General features: G+C 30.7%; 14 protein-coding genes and 1 tRNA gene. 3 read left to right on the forward strand and 12 right to left on the reverse strand.

Going from position 1 to position 15,918, the window contains the following annotated elements; translation table 11 throughout:
* Positions 1-5: 5 nt before the first annotated feature.
* From ACK2WO_RS11065 to ACK2WO_RS11075, 3 genes are read right to left on the reverse strand one after another with little or no spacing between them, the layout of a single operon-like run.
* Positions 6-362, reverse strand: coding sequence for a hypothetical protein (locus tag ACK2WO_RS11065; protein ID WP_414697882.1), 357 nt, complete (start codon positions 360-362; stop codon positions 6-8).
* Positions 363-375: 13 nt separating this feature from the next.
* Positions 376-684, reverse strand: a complete 309-nt coding sequence (locus ACK2WO_RS11070) for a hypothetical protein (protein ID WP_414697883.1) — start codon at positions 682-684, stop codon at positions 376-378.
* A gap of 4 nt (positions 685-688) precedes the next feature.
* A complete protein-coding gene (locus ACK2WO_RS11075) occupies positions 689-880 on the reverse strand; it encodes a helix-turn-helix domain-containing protein (protein WP_414697884.1) in 192 nt (63 codons plus the stop codon).
* 157 nt (positions 881-1,037) lie between these two features.
* Here ACK2WO_RS11075 and ACK2WO_RS11080 point away from each other — a divergent pair, with 157 nt between their 5' ends.
* On the forward strand, positions 1,038-1,919 hold the full coding sequence (locus tag ACK2WO_RS11080) for a helix-turn-helix domain-containing protein (RefSeq protein ID WP_414697885.1): 882 nt from the start codon (positions 1,038-1,040) through the stop codon (positions 1,917-1,919).
* On the forward strand, positions 1,912-3,081 hold the full coding sequence (locus tag ACK2WO_RS11085; RefSeq protein ID WP_414697886.1) for a tyrosine-type recombinase/integrase: 1,170 nt from the start codon (positions 1,912-1,914) through the stop codon (positions 3,079-3,081). Before ACK2WO_RS11080 ends, ACK2WO_RS11085 begins: the two co-directional genes overlap by 8 nt.
* Positions 3,082-3,245: 164 nt before the next feature.
* Here the strand turns inward: ACK2WO_RS11085 and ACK2WO_RS11090 are convergent.
* The 3 genes from ACK2WO_RS11090 to ACK2WO_RS11100 all read right to left on the reverse strand — a co-directional run bounded on the left by ACK2WO_RS11090 (position 3,246) and on the right by ACK2WO_RS11100 (position 4,607).
* A tRNA-Sec gene (locus ACK2WO_RS11090) sits at positions 3,246-3,342 on the reverse strand.
* Between the two features lie 86 nt (positions 3,343-3,428).
* Positions 3,429-4,169, reverse strand: coding sequence for a uracil-DNA glycosylase (locus ACK2WO_RS11095; RefSeq protein ID WP_414697887.1), 741 nt, complete (start codon positions 4,167-4,169; stop codon positions 3,429-3,431).
* A gap of 66 nt (positions 4,170-4,235) precedes the next feature.
* Complete coding sequence (locus ACK2WO_RS11100) at positions 4,236-4,607, reverse strand: NusG domain II-containing protein (RefSeq protein WP_178412699.1); 372 nt, start codon at positions 4,605-4,607, stop codon at positions 4,236-4,238.
* Positions 4,608-4,757: 150 nt separating this feature from the next.
* Between ACK2WO_RS11100 and ACK2WO_RS11105 the strand changes: the two genes are divergently transcribed.
* Positions 4,758-5,831, forward strand: coding sequence for an FAD:protein FMN transferase (locus ACK2WO_RS11105; RefSeq protein ID WP_414697888.1), 1,074 nt, complete (start codon positions 4,758-4,760; stop codon positions 5,829-5,831).
* A 255-nt stretch (positions 5,832-6,086) separates the two neighbouring features.
* On the opposite strand, the gene ACK2WO_RS11110 is transcribed toward ACK2WO_RS11105, so the two are convergent.
* The 6 genes from ACK2WO_RS11110 to ACK2WO_RS11135 form a co-directional block, all read right to left on the reverse strand.
* Positions 6,087-9,434: a cell wall-binding repeat-containing protein gene (locus ACK2WO_RS11110; protein WP_414697889.1), complete on the reverse strand. Its 3,348-nt coding sequence runs from the start codon at positions 9,432-9,434 to the stop codon at positions 6,087-6,089.
* A gap of 440 nt (positions 9,435-9,874) precedes the next feature.
* The gene (locus tag ACK2WO_RS11115) at positions 9,875-10,078 is read right to left on the reverse strand and encodes a hypothetical protein (protein ID WP_414697890.1); all 204 of its coding nucleotides are present in this window, start codon (positions 10,076-10,078) and stop codon (positions 9,875-9,877) included.
* Between the two features lie 225 nt (positions 10,079-10,303).
* On the reverse strand, positions 10,304-12,187 hold the full coding sequence (gene selB / locus ACK2WO_RS11120; protein ID WP_414697891.1) for a selenocysteine-specific translation elongation factor: 1,884 nt from the start codon (positions 12,185-12,187) through the stop codon (positions 10,304-10,306).
* 82 nt (positions 12,188-12,269) lie between these two features.
* A complete protein-coding gene (gene selA / locus ACK2WO_RS11125; RefSeq protein ID WP_414698751.1) occupies positions 12,270-13,652 on the reverse strand; it encodes an L-seryl-tRNA(Sec) selenium transferase in 1,383 nt (460 codons plus the stop codon).
* A 74-nt stretch (positions 13,653-13,726) separates the two neighbouring features.
* Positions 13,727-14,785, reverse strand: a complete 1,059-nt coding sequence (gene selD, locus ACK2WO_RS11130) for a selenide, water dikinase SelD (RefSeq protein ID WP_414697892.1) — start codon at positions 14,783-14,785, stop codon at positions 13,727-13,729.
* A 445-nt stretch (positions 14,786-15,230) separates the two neighbouring features.
* Positions 15,231-15,887 carry a helix-hairpin-helix domain-containing protein gene (locus tag ACK2WO_RS11135; RefSeq protein ID WP_414697893.1) on the reverse strand — a complete coding sequence of 219 codons (657 nt, stop codon included), beginning with the start codon at positions 15,885-15,887 and terminating at the stop codon, positions 15,231-15,233.
* Positions 15,888-15,918 lie beyond the last annotated feature (31 nt).

A 15,918-nucleotide genomic window follows, 5' to 3' on the forward strand; every position in this document is an offset into this window, starting at 1 on the left:
ACCACCTAATCAACTACATAAAAGCCGTCGCCCTCATAAACTGTTGTGAACCATTTTAAACTTTGATTTTTTTCTTTTGGGTCTCTACAACTCATTGATATAAAATCAACTTTTAATATTTCTAAAAACTCATAACACTTTCTATCATTCAAAATACGGCTTATACATAAAAAACAATCACCATTTAATTTATTATTTACTGTGAAAACTATCTCATTTTTATTTTTTAGTGCTTTAAATCTCCCACCGTCTGAAACTTCCATTTCCCCTTTTGGTAAGTCATGAATTTTATAATATTCTTCTATTGTTTTAATGGCTCTTTCTTTATGTTTTTCTAATATGGCTCTTTTACGTTTGCTCATCAGCTCACCCCTTTTAAAATCTTTCGCCTATATGGTCTAATAGCCAGCCATAAACTTCATTCACTAAGATATAAACCTTATCCCCTATATATACACAAGGGAAACCATTATTTTTAGAATCTTTACATAGCTTTCTTAACTTACTTTCTGATATAGGGCATATCTGAGCTACTTCTTTACAAGTCTTTAAGTTATCTCTGTCTATTCCAGGACTAGAAACTATTTTATATCCTTGTCTTTCTTCTAGCTCTTTCTGTTCTGCTGCTTTGTAAGTCTGAAAAGCTCCGTCAATGCTCTGTAATAGGTCATTTTCTTTTGTCATGGTCTTATTCCTCCTCTTTTATTAATTCTTCAACTGAAATATCAAGGGCTTTAGCTAGTTTTTTATAAGTAACTAAAGTAACATTTTCAATCGTTCCCTTTTCAATCTTTCTGATAGTAACCATTGAAACCCCCGATAAATCTTGAAGTTGCTTTTGTGTTAAATTTCTTTTTACTCTTTCTAGCTTTAGAGTCATTTTTTATACCTCCCTTTTTATTAAAAGTAAATAGTTTCAAATCTATTTACAATAAGCATAATAATATTTTTACGATAAAAAGTCAAGCGAATATATTAAAAAGTGATTTACATATAACGAAAGTATTTTATAATATATCTTAGAAGGTGGTGAAAATATGAATATTGAATTATTAAAAAGTAGGCGTAAAGAATTAGGAATGACGCAACAAGATTTAGCCGATAAATGTGGACTTTCTAGAGTTTCAATTTCAAATTATGAAAGTGGTAAATCTGAGCCAACGAAAGAAAGTCTTGAAATTTTATCCAGTATTTTAAATGTTTCTGAGAATGATTTATTATTAGAAGATAAGGTAAATTTTGATTTTTCCGAAGAAAAATATAAAGAAACTTTTGATTTTTTATCATCAGCTTTTACAAAAAAAATAAGTGATTCCTTAGAAAAAAGATTTAAACATAGCAATTTAGACTTTAAAGATATTGCTTTGAACTTGACAAATTTATTAAATTCTTTAACTTCAAAACAATATATTTTTTCTTATACTTTGAAGAAAATTGTCGCTTTTGACCCCTCTTCTGATAACCATAAGACTTTTGAAGTTTCAGAATTAGAACAGTATGTATTAAATATTTTATCTTTAACTGAAAATCTAGAAAAAACAAATCGTTCTAGTATAGATAATGATACATTTGACAGGTTATTAAACGCCGACTCAAAGTTAATAAATACGCGGGAGTCTGCTTTAAAAGTCACTTCTGCTTTCATTCCTATAGTGAATATGACTTTAGACACTTTAACAGAATATAATTCTTGTAATCGTGAAATAACACAAGTAGAAAAAGAGTATTTAAAAGAAATGTATATTAAAACAAAAGAATCTCTAACTACTGATTTTAATATTGATTTATCTAAATTTAACGATAATCTTAGTAAAAAATCAAAAGAAGAATTAATAAAAAAATTAGATTTAGAATACAATAAATTCGAAAAAAAATACTTTAATCAAAAAAATAATAAAGAGGGTGGCTCTGATGAGTAAACGCGCCAATGGTGAGGGCTCTATTGCCTTTTATAGCTCTCGTAACTGTTACCGCGGACAATTGACTATTGGAATCGACCAAAACGGAAAAGCTAAAAGAAAATCATTTTATGGAAAAACCAAAAAAGAAGTCAAAGAAAAAATGGATAATTACAAGCTTTTAAATCCTATTGGTCAAGCTGCTATAAATGAATATACAGTGGCCACTTGGTTTAATTATTGGGTTTGGAACATAAAAAAAAGAGATATTAAGCCGAAAACATTTGAGCGCTACGAATCAATATATCGAAACTATATTGAAGGCTCTGAAATAGCTAATATCCCACTTTACAAACTGAAATTGAATAATATACAAGCATATTATAACAGATTACTAGATAATGGAACAACTGTATCTACTGTTAAACAAATCAACGAAAAATTAAAAACTTGTTTGGACTTTGCCGAAAAAAATGACTACATAGAAAAAAACTTCGCCAAACTTGTTGAGCTACCAACTGAGAAAAAAGAAAAAAAGAAACAAGTATTCACTGTTGATGAACAAGCTCTCTTTATAGAAACTATCAAAGGGCATAAATTAGAAACTTTCTTCCTGGTGGCTCTTAGTACGGGGTTAAGACTTGGCGAACTCCTGGGGCTTAAATGGTCTGATATAGATTTTGATAATCACACTTTAACTGTCAATAGGTCTGTACGGCGCGGATATATATTTGATGATCAAGATAATAAACATAGGGAAACATTCGAACAAATACCTAAAACAGAAAATGCGTTTCGTACTGTTCCAATAGTTAGTAATGTGTTCAATAAGCTACTAGAACATAAAAAGCAGCAAGACGAAATCAAAGCTAAATTAGGCGAATCGTTCCAGGATAATAATTTAGTATTTTGTAATAGTGTAGGCTCTTATCTAAACCCAAATTATCCGCCTAAGCCATTTAAAAGAATCCAGGATAAAATGGGAATACCAAAAGAGGAACATATAAAATTTCATGGACTAAGAAAAACATTTGCGACTAGATTATTTGAAAAAAATATACCTCCGAAAACTGTCCAGGTCTTAATGGGACACGCGGATATTGAAATAACTTTAAATATATATACTGAAGTTATGGAAGATAAAAAAATAGAGGCTATAAACGAACTAGAAAATATATTTTAATTTGTGGGCTTGGGGCTTTATGCTCCAGGCTCTTTTTATTGAGTTACTTTTTAATTGAGTTACTTTTTAATTGAGTTACAATTGAGTTACAAGATACAAAAAATAAAAAAATACTGACTATCAAAGCCAGTATTTCCAATCTATTCAAGTTATTATTATCTAATTGGCGGGAGTGCGTGGGAATTGAACCCACCTAAGAGGCTCCTAACCCCTCATACTAGTTTTGAAGACTAGAGGGCACACCAGCACCCATCCACCCCCGTGGTTTTTTCAACAGTAATAATATAACACATAGAATACACTTTTGCAAGTGTTATTCAAAAAATAAATAAAAAAATCGAAAAAAACTATATTAAACTCATCTGCTCATCTTCTTTTAAATTATTTATCTGCCAATCGATTTCAGTTTTACCAATGCTTTTTAATATTTCATTAGCTTTTTTAAAATGATTACACCCGAAAAATCCTCTATTTGCAGAAAGTGGACTTGGATGAGTCCCCTCTAATATGTAATGTTTGTCTGTATTTATTAGTTTAACTTTCTTTTTAGCATTATTTCCCCAAAGAATAAACACAACTGGATCTTCTCTATCATTTAAAATCTCTATTATTCTATCTGTAAATTTTTCCCAGCCTTTTTTGCTATGAGAGTTCGCTTCGTGTGCTCTAACAGTTAGAGATGTGTTTAAAAGAAGAACTCCCTGGTCTGCCCAATCCATAAGGTACCCATTATCTGGAATGAAGCATCCATACTCTGCATTTAATTCCTTGTACATATTTTTTAATGATGGCGGAGTTTTAATTCCCGGAAGAACTGAAAATGCAAGCCCATGTGCCTGACCGTCATTGTGATATGGATCCTGCCCTAAAAGAAGAATCTTTGTATCTTTGAATGATGTATGGTTTAAGGCTGTGAATATATCCTCTCTTTTAGGGAATACCTCGTGTTCCTTGTATTCTTCCTTTAAAAACTCATTTAATTTTTCAAAATATGGCTTATCAAATTCATCACTTAAAAGCTCTTTCCAATCCGTATTTATCAAACCTTCCCACGATTTTTTAGTGAAGTTTTCTTCATTATATGACATAAATTTTCCTCCTGTTTATCTTTTTACCATTACTTATCTTCTATCCGTATAGATATTAAAAACAATCTACTGAACTACAGCATCTATGCTATCATCAGTATTGCCGTCTACTATTTTTATGTTCAACTTATTAGGTATGCAAACTATACTCTGGCTCGGCTTTGTGATAAATCCTGTTTTGACACACACCTTATCTGGACAATTAGCCTCAGTCACCTCAACACCTCTATCATGCACCTTAACCTTATTTATATGCTCTCCGTCCTTTATTGTAAATTCATCTTCCTCATCTAGTGGAATCTCTTTATAAAGCTCATTATCTTTATAAACTTCTACAAATGCAGCCTTCTCATTTGCATCCTTAAACTTTGTATACCCAAAAAGTGCTACAACTGCTATTAATACAACTGCTATTAAAATAAAATCTTTCTTTTTCATCTAACTTCCCCCAAAATTTTCTACAAATTATTCTTTTATAAATAATTCTTCTATTTTCTTTGTACGATAAATTTGCTGTCAATTATGATATAATTAATCATATCATACTTTGATATTAACTACTATAAATTTAAATAAGGAGAATTAAAAATGAGAAAATCAGCTCCACAAATTGTTGTGCTAATAATATTATTGGTAGCAGGATATTTTATCTTTAGACCTAATATGGACGAAAATTACTCACAGACAAACTATTATCTAGGAACTGTGAACACCGTTACAGTATACGGAAAGAAACAAAATAAAGCCTCTGAAATTCTTAAAGGATGCGACGATGTTGTAAAGAATGTCGACAACCTTATGAGTACAGAAATTCCTGGAAGCGATGTTTCTAAAATAAATAAAAATGCTGGAATAAAGCCTGTTAAAGTATCAGAAGAAACTTATGAAGTTGTTAAAGAGGCTATACACTACTCAAAACTATCTGATGGTAATTTTGATGTAACAATAGGGCCTGTAAGTGATCTTTGGTCTATAGGAAAAGAGGATGCCAGAGTCCCTGAAAAATCTGAAATAGATACACTCCTACCTTTGATAGACTACAAAAATGTAGAAGTTAAGGAAATTAAGTTAGAATCTGACCAAGATGGTGACGGTAAAAATGAAACTTTTGATAAAGAGTTTACTGTTTTCTTAAAGAAAAAAGGTATGAAAATAGATTTGGGTGCAATAGCTAAAGGATTTGCAGCAGACCAAGTTGCACTATATTTAAAGGCTAGTGATGTTGAAAAAGCTATAATAAACTTAGGTGGAAATATCAAAACTATTGGCGATTTTAATATAGGACTAAAAAATCCTATTGAAAATGCAAATGATTCATTTGCAAGTATTAAGGTAAGTAATAAATCTGTCGTAACTTCTGGTGTTTATGAAAGATTTGTTGAAAAAGACGGCAAGAAGTATCATCATATACTAAATCCAGCAGATGGTTATCCATTCGATAATAATCTTCTTAGTGTTAGTATTATCTCTGACAAATCTATAAACTGCGATGCCCTTTCTACATCTGCATTTGCTCTTGGACTTGAGGATGGTAAGAAGCTTATCGAGGGTATAGACAATGTTGAGGCTGTTTTCGTTACTAAGGATAAGAAGGTTTATTTGACTAAGGGATTCAAGGATGAGTTTAAGATTTTAAATGATCAGTTTAAGGTTGTGAAGTAAGGAAAGAGAATTTTTTATTATTTTGGAATGAATTATTTTAGTTGGTTTGTTTTTTTAGATTTTAGAAGGATTTTTTTATTTTTTCCTTTACGTTTTGGCTTTTATCGGATATAATTTGGTTATATTATATTTTATCGGTTTGCCAATTTTGGCTTACATGACTTTAATTAAATAATATCATCGCACATACAGAAAAGAGGGCTTTAAGCCCTCTTTTTATGTATAGAAAAAGCTGCCACGAGGGCAGCCTTTTGATTATTTACTTTCTACTGTAAGACCTTTACCATCTATATTACAGAATTCATTCCCTTTTATAAATTTACCTTTTTTAATAGTAGTTTTAGAATCATATTTTAAAGTAGCATTATTGGTTTCAGTATTACCCCACATGTATATAGCTGGATTTTCTGACTTCTCTTCAATAGTACATCCCTCTAATTCTACACTTGCTGGGTAAGCATATGAAACTGTATGTCTGTTTCCTACCACTAAAGCTGCACGTGGAACACCGTTACCTTCTCCCCAATTTCCTTCACCTTTATAATCATCTTTATTTGTTATAATAGAGTTATTTACAATATCGGTTCTTACTAGCTTAGCCTTTCCACCTCTTACTACAACACCTTGATAAAGTCCATTTACTTTACAATCTGTCATATTTAATTCACAAGGAACATTTACTAGTACTGGTGTTCCTACACTATCTTCAGTATTAGAATTAAGTGTTGAATTTGTTATATTATAAATTACTCCATGTGTTGTTGTATCTTTGGCATTAGTTGAAACACAGTATCCTTTTGAATTTATTGTTGAATCTATTATATCTGCAGTAGCATTTTTGCCAGCTAAATAGAAACCACTTCCATTTGTTGTAAGATTTACTTTTTCTAATTTTACATATCCTCCCTTTGTTACATATATACGAGAACTTGTTTTTATATTTGAATCTACATTAATATTTCCATTTTTTATAATTACTTTTTTACCATCACTTACTTCTTCAAAAAGCTTTTTATCTGTTACTTCTGATGTAATGTTATTATTTGCTAAATCAATTTCAACTTTACCTTTTGGAAGTTTTATTGCTTCTTTAAGTGTTATGTCATTTTTTAGTACTACTTTATCTCCTTCTTTAGAATTCAATACAGCATTATTTAAACTTTTCTCATCTGTAACTTCAAAAGTTACTCCACTTGTTGTTAATGATTTTTTGAATATTCCACTATCACTTGCATAATCTTTATTTGTATTAGCAGAGTGATTATTAAATATAGCACCTAACTTACCTTTTACAGTTCCACCTTTTATACTTAGTTTTTTTGTATATTTCTCATTAAAGAACTGCATACGCACACCGTATCCATTTCCACTTTCTAATGTACAGTTTTCTACTTTTATATCCATATTTCTAGCATAGTTTCCTTCTATTAATAAAGCCTCTCCTGCTTCATGTATACCATCTGTATTTGGAACTAAATTATTTATACGTTCATCTGTACATGGACCAGTTCCTACTAGTTTTGAATTTGATATTACTCCATTTCCACCTTTTATACCTACAGCTGTTCCACCTGTTATTGTAGAGTCTTTAATTGATATTTTTTCACTTCCTACTGGGAAGTATACACCTACAGCCGCACCACTTATATTACATCTATCTATATTAAATGATATTCCTGTACAATTTCCATTTGCGTATACACCAAATAAATTAGCTGTTTTATCAGGTATAATATCTTCTTCTGCAAAACCTGCCATTTTTATTGTAACATCTGATAAATTAAGATTTATATTATTAGAACCCTCTGGTATAAATACCCCTACATGTCCCATATCTTGTGTTGCATCCTCATTTTTTAAAGTTCCATTTTTTATAGATACATTTAAATTAGAACCTTTTATTACTACAATATCTCCGTTCTTAGTTGTGGCATTATTTTGTGTTATCGTATTTTTATTTAAATTTATAGTTATACTTTTATCTACTTCTACTAACCCATCTACATATATAGGTTTAACTACTGATATTGTATCTCCTTTTTCAGCATTTTTTATAGCATCTTTTAATGATGCTTCATCTTTTGCTTCAAGTAATCCAGTTGCTATTGAAACTTTTTCTGAAACCTTGTAAGAACCTCCAACAGTAACTTTTACAGTATATTCACCTTTAGCTAAATTTTCTATTTTGCAGTTTATATTTCCATTTACTACATCTACAGATTTTTCTGTTACAACTTTTCCGTCTTTTATTATTTCTATTTTAGCATTATTATTACCCGCATTACTAACTATAGCCTCTACATTTATATCATTTCCAGATATAGTTGCAGTTACACTTGATACGCTTGGAGATACAACTGTTCCACCTGTAGAACCACCACCACTTGGTTTATTAGTTTCTGGTTTACTAGTTGAGTTGTTTGCAACATTTCCGTTTGGAGCAGTTATTTCTACTTTACCTGTAACTGTTCCTTCTACTTTTATATCTACATTTTTATCTGTATTTATTATTATATCTTCTGTTATTGTTGCATTTGGTTTTAATACTATTTTATCGTTAGCATTTGCTTTTGCTAAAGCTTCTTTTAATTCTTCTACTGTTTCTACTTCATAAACATCTTCTTCTTCTATTTCTTTTAAGTGGTTAAATGCACCTTCGTTACCTTTTCCACCAACCTGAACTATGTTGCTTACTTCTTTAGTATTTATAACATTTACCTGTTTTGCGTTAAGGTTTTTAGAAGCTATTAATACTGGAGAAGCATTTTTAGCCGCAAGTACACCAACTGCTAATGCATCTATTAACTGAGAATCTCCACCTCTACCATCTTTAGCTACATAAACATTCTTTAATTCTTTTCCTTTATAGAATGTTTCTATAACTTTAGCATTAGTATCATTTCTGTTTGATCCTTCTAATCTTTTTTTACCTGGTAGGCTTGATACCATTTTGTTTGGTAATACAGTTGTTCCACCTATTAAGTATGATGCTTTTATAGCTTCATCTTTTATGAATTTTTCAGAAGCTGATAATCCTTTTTTAGGATTTGCAAGTAATATTGGCATATGTCTTTCTGCTGCAGCTGCTGCTACTGAAACCGCATCTGCTAAACCTTTTGTTCCATTTACTACTGCTATTTCTGATACATCGCTTATAGCATCTAATCTTTTAGCTATTGCTAAAGCAGTTTCTTCTCTTGTTTCACCTTTTATTCTATCTGGTTTTAAACCTAATTCTTTTAATTCTTTTTCTATTGAAGCTGGAAGAACTGTGTTTCCACCTATTAGTATTGCATTTTTAGCTCCTAATCTTTTTATTTCAGCTTTTACCTGATTACTTAAACCATTTTTAGAAGTTAATAATATTGGAGCATTTTTTGCAAATGCAAGTGGTGTTGCAGTTAATGCATCTGCTATAGCGCCATCATTTACTAATATTACTGTTTCTGCTGAATTCCATCCATCTTTAGATATTTTTACAGCTGTTTCTATTCTATTTTTCCCTATTAATGCTTCGTTAGTTGTTTCTGCCATTACAGGTACTACGCTTCCTGCAACCATAGTTGCAGCCATTACTGTAGCTAAATGTTTATTTGCTTTCATTGGCATTTTCCTCCATAAGTTATTTTTCTTAAATAATAAATTTCACATCTTTTTTAGTATTTTCAAAATATTGCAACATCATTTAACAGAAAATAATACTATCAATTATATATTTTATATGTATTAATAATATCTATAATTTTATATTAAAATTTTACTACCTTATTAAGTATTAGTTTAATATTTTTTTAACATTTCGTAATTATATGATGTTCAAAAAAAATATACCATAATGGGGTATAGAAAGAAAACATTTTTTTGTTTTCTTTTAAATGTTTTTTGAAAGTTATAAATAAAATCTATTTATGTATATAATGATAAATATTTTATCTTACTTACTTAAAAATAAAAGGTACCATCAAACAGACAGTACCTTTATTATCTCATATTTATTTATAATTAAAATTAACTATTTAAATTATTCATATACAACTAATAATCTATTTATAATTTTTATACTTCTCAAATGTATTTCTAAATCCATGTTCCCAACTTAATCCCGACATATGTTCTGGAGAATTTACATATATGTAGTCTTCCATATCCTCTTGACCTTGATAGAATCTTGCAAATTGGAAAGCATGATATTCACCTTCTCTAATATAATAATACACAGTTTCTCTATCAAGTCCAAATTCTGTCAACTCATCATAGATTTAAAACCTTCCATTAAATAAAAAACATTTCTCGCCCTCATCCCTAATAACAACAAAGAATCAAAAATTAAAAAGCTTCCCTATGCAAAAAGGCAAGAAAGGTACAACTTCAGTGACTATCTGCAGACGATTTCGTCTTTAGCCTCGAACAAAGTTCGAGCTAGACGAAGAAATCGTCGAAGCCAGGAACGAAGTGTACCTTCTTGCCTTTTTCTACATAAGAACCCTTTTATTTTCGATTCTCTTTGTTATTCTATTTCTATCAAAACTTTCTAATATTATCATGCAGTTCTTTCTACTTGATCCTATTAAATCTCTATACTCTCCAAGAGTAATCTCTCCATGCTCATTAATATAATCAACAAGCATCTTCTTAGCCTTATCATAAGTTTCCATATCCATGATATATCCATCACCAAGCATAGCAACAGAATCTCCTATCATAGCATCTAGAACCTCTTTAGCTCTAACATCTTTTCCTGTTATTTCCTCTATAGTTGGAACAGATTCAAATCCGCATTTCTTAAGCATTTTCTGCATTCTGTTTCTATTTTCTTTCTGTTTTTCATTGAAAACAACTTCGAAATCTTTAAGCGAAACAATATTTCCAGCGATTTTAATAAGTCCATCACCTTCAAGTGAAGCAAGAACTATATCAAATTCCTTTGGTTTGAATTTACTTTCAACCTTAGATTTTAACTCTTCCTTTAAAATACCTGGTTTTAATCTATTGTGTTTATGGTAATCTGCAAGAAGTTCATTTACCTTTTCAGATAATTTTTTGTAGTGATTAATATGTATATACATACTTCCAATCACAAATATCTTACCTTCTTCAGATAATTTATCTAAAGCTTTTCTTATATCCTCTTCATGAGCACCACTATAACTCATCATATCCTTAACTGTTGGATAATTCTTAGAGTTGTGTTTTAAATATTCTTCAAGAATATCATGAAGTTCACCTTTTTCTTTAACTTTTAAAGTTTCTATTACATCTTCATCAAATCTCTTATGTTTTTTAGGTGAAGCATCTATTATAACACCACCACCTATTGTAGCCATTGGTGAATAACTTCTTACAACAAAAGTATCTCCCTTTTTAGATACTATACTTTCTTCAAGTCTTAACTGAACAAATCCACTTTCTCCTGGAGCAATTTCTTCCTTATCAAGAGGAACTGCTCTACAAAGAATTTCTCTTGTTCCATGGTACAATCTTAATCTATCCCAATGTTTTAAAGTCTTATCTACATGTTTGATTATATTCATCTTAACATCTAGCATCATAGACTCTTCAAGTGAATCTGGAGCTGCAAGAACATCTCCTCTTCCAATCTCATCTTTTTTAACATTAGAAATATTTATAGCTGTTCTCTGCCCAGCATAAGCAGTATTTTCATCTTCACCATGAACCTGAATACTTCTTATCTTAGCTTTTAGGTTTTCTGGATATACTACTAAATCATCATCAACGCTTATCTTACCTTCAAGAAGAGTACCTGTAACAACAGTACCATGACCTTTTATTGTAAATACTCTATCTATATTAAGTCTTGCTGGTGAGTTTTCGTTCTTTTCTTCTATCTGCTCACTCATATCATCTAATTTCTGAATAAGCTCTGGAATTCCTCTCTTAGATACAGAATCTACTTCTAGCATTTCAGCATCTTCAAGGAATGTACCTTTCATTCTTTCTTTTATATCTTCTTTAACTAATTCTCTAAATTCTGGTTCTACCATATCACTCTTAGTTAATACTATTAGACCATTTTTTATATTTAGGAATGATAGTATATCTATATGCTCTACTGTCTGAGGCATTACACCTTCATCAGCTGCAACAACAAGCATTACCATATCTAGTCCAGATGCTCCAGCTAACATATTTTTTATAAATTTTTCATGCCCAGGAACGTCTACTATACCTACTCTCTTTCCACTAGGTAAGTCGAAGAAAGTAAATCCTAGATTTATGGAAATACCTCTTTTTTTCTCTTCATCAAGGGTATCTGTTTCTCTACCAGTTAAAGCCTTGATAAGTGTTGTCTTACCATGGTCTATATGTCCGGCAGTCCCTACTATAATGTGTTTCATATTTTAATTCCTCCTAATTTCGAATCCGCTTTCTAAAATTTTACTCAAATCAGTTAAATAATTTCTTTGAATAAATTTTAGACTACATAAATGCTAATTTAAGCTCATTAGCTACATCTGCAAACTCGTCTTCGAATATAGTTCTAACGTCAAGAACGTATTTATTATCGTAAACCCTAGCTATTATATGAGAATCGCTAAGTCTTAGTTTTCTTTCTAATGTAGATACGTTCATATTGTTTGGAGTTATAGCTATTCCTCTAGATTTCATTGTTTCAAGAGGCATAGATCCTCCACCAACCTGAGATAGACATTCTTCTATATGAACATCCGCATCTAGGTTTAATTTTTCTATTTCTGCATATAAAAGATTAGATTTTCTTTCTAATTCTTCTATAGGCATTGTTATCATATTTAATGTAGGTATGTTTTTAACAGCTTCTTCTTCATCTAAGTACATTCTAAGTGTTGCTTCAAGTGCACATATTGTAAGTTTATCGACTCTTAGTGCTCTTGTTAGCTGATTTTTCTTCATAGCTGATATGTATTTCTTTTTACCTACTATTATACCTGCCTGTGCTCCACCAAGCATTTTATCTCCACTAAATGTTACTATATCAGCACCCCGGTGTATTGAATCTAGTACTGTTGGTTCATATTCTAATCCGTATTTAGATAAATCTATAAATACTCCACTTCCTAAATCCTCTATTACAGGTAGGTTATGTTTTTTACCTAATTCAACAAGTTCTGCTACAGATATTGATTCTGTGAATCCCATTATTCTGTAGTTACTTGTATGAATTTTCATAAGTGCTCTTGTGTTTTCTGTTATAGCATCTTCATAATCTTTTAAATGTGTTTTATTTGTAGCACCTATTTCAACTAGGTCTGCTCCACTAAGTGCCATAACACTTGGTATTCTAAATGAACCACCAACTTCAACAAGTTCTCCTCTTGACACTATAGCCTCTCCACCTTTAGCCATTGTGCTAAGAACAAGCATAACTGCTGCAGCATTATTGTTTACTACTAAAACATCTTCCGCTCCAGTTAATCTTTTTATCATATCTGTTAGATGTACATATCTTGATCCTCTTTCACCTTTTTCTAAATCATATTCAAGGTTTGAGTATCTTGAAGCTGCAGTCCATATTTCATCTTTAATTTTTTCGCTTATTAAAGATCTACCTAAGTTTGTATGAAGAACAGTTCCTGTTCCGTTTATTACCTTTTTTAAAGAAAGAGCGTAATTATCTCTTGCTTTTCTTTCTGTTTCTTCTATTACTTTTTCTATAGTAAGAGAGAATTTTTCAGCTTCCTCTTCTGTTTTTATAGCGACTATTGTCTGTCTATTTTTATCTATTACTTCTCTTATAGATTCTAGTACTATACTTCTTGGATATTTTTCTATTAATTCTTCAATTTCTTTCTGTGATAATACTTCATCTACTGAAGGAAGCATTTTAAATAATTCTTTTTTATTCAACCTGACCACTCTTTCTTTTTAATATTTAAATATTGTTTTCCCTTATTTGATTATATCACATGTATGTATTTTCCGTTTTCATATTTTTCTTTAACTTCACCTATTACTTCTGCAACTATTGAACCATTTGCAAGCATGTCTTTTACTATATCTTCTGCCTGATCAGCTCTAACTGCAACAAGTAATCCTCCTGATGTCTGAGGATCGTATAAACAGTCTTCTATACATTCTGGTACACTTTCATCCTTCATTACATCATCCTGTATATAACCCATGTTGTTGTATGCTCCTGATGGAACTATACCCATCTGAGCCATTTCTATTGCACCTTCTAATATAGGTACATTTTTTGAATCTATTTCTATTGTTACATCTGATGCTTTAGCCATTTCCATAGCATGTCCTAATAATCCGAATCCTGTTATATCTGTTATTGAGTGTACTTCAAATTTATTAACACTCATAGCCGCATATTTATTTAGATGTACCATTGTTTCTATTACTTTATCTACTACTTCCTGAGATACTAAATCTTCTTTCATAGCTGTTGAAAGTATTCCTGTTCCTACTGGTTTAGTAAGTATTAATTTATCTCCAGGTCTAGCAGTTGAGTTAGCCTGTACTCTATCTGGATGAACTAATCCTGATACAGATAATCCGTATTTTGGTTCTTTATCGTCTACTGTGTGTCCACCAACTAATAACGCACCACTTTCTTTAACCTTGCTAAATCCACCTTTTAGTATTTCTGCAAGTACCTGCATATCATGACAAGATGGGAAACAAACTATATTCATAGCAACTATTGGTTCTCCACCCATTGCGTATATATCTGATAAAGAGTTTGCCGCAGCTATCTGCCCAAATATATATGGATCGTCTACCATTGGAGTGAAGAAGTCTAATGTCTGTATTAAAGCTTTTTCATCATCTAATTTGTATATTGCAGCATCGTCTGCTGTATCTAATCCTACTAATAAGTTTCCTACTTTTTCGTTGTCATTTTTTGGTAATTGAGATAATACGTCAGCCAGAACCTCTGGCCCTATTTTAGCTGCTCAACCTCCAGCTGATGTCATTTCTGTTAGTCTTTTATATTCTTTTGCCATTTTAAATTCCCCCTGTTTATAAATTTTTCGTTTTTTATTTTTATTTCTCTAATTTTTACTTTTTTGTATATTATCTATTGATTTTTATTTACATATATTGTTTTTTTATTTACATCTATCGTTTTTTTAAATAACTGTGCACTCTTATATTAACATATTTTTTACGTTTTATATATAATTAATTAAGCTTTCTCCCCAAAATAAAAGGCTAGCTTGATTTTTTTAATCAAACTAGCTTTTTTGAATTTTTTAATAAATTTATTTTTTTAATTTTATTTTTGTTTTATCTTATATTTTTAACAAATATCTTTTATTGACAATATTTTTTTCATCTCGTATAATAGATAAATTCTTCATCTTTGAATAAAAAAACTATAGACATATACCATATTTACAATAGTTTTTTTATATTTTTTTCTATACTATACGCATATACTTCTATTTACTATACACATATATTCCCCTTAATCTCTTCAAATTTTTTATCTCCAATTCCTTTGACATTCTTTAAATCCTCTATGCTTTTAAATCCACCATTTTCTTCTCTATAGGTTATTATTTTGTTTGCAGTAGCCTCTCCAACTCCTGGAAGTGTGTCTAGCTGTTCAATTGTAGCAGTATTTAAATTCACAAGTCCACCTTGTCCCTGTTCACTACCTCCTGCTGTTTGTGTAGTTGCGCCAGATGCTCCCCCACCTGCATTTACATCATTAGGAATTTGTTCACCTTGTTTTGGTATTATATAATGCTTTCCATCCACCAATTTTTCTGCTAAATTAATCGCATTCATATCTGCACCCTCTACAATTCCTCCCATAACCTTTATAGCATCAGATAATCTATCCTCAGAGCTCATAGTTATAACCCCTTCTGTTTTAACCGCTCCACTTATATATACAGTTACCTCTGTCGTAGTTGAATTATTGTTACTCTGAGAAGAATTGTTATCTTGTTTTAAATCCGAGCCTTCTTTTTCAATATCCTCACTTTGAGCAATCTCATATCTTGCATTTCCCTCACTTTCAAAAATTTTCACACCAGCAATTGCACATAAGCCAATAACAATAGCTGCAAAGATAAATGTTTTTTTATTTTTTTCCATTTTATCACTCCTTTCATTTTTATTATTGACA

The organism is Peptacetobacter sp. AB845, from assembly GCF_047528295.1.
GTDB lineage: Bacteria > Bacillota > Clostridia > Peptostreptococcales > Peptostreptococcaceae > Peptacetobacter.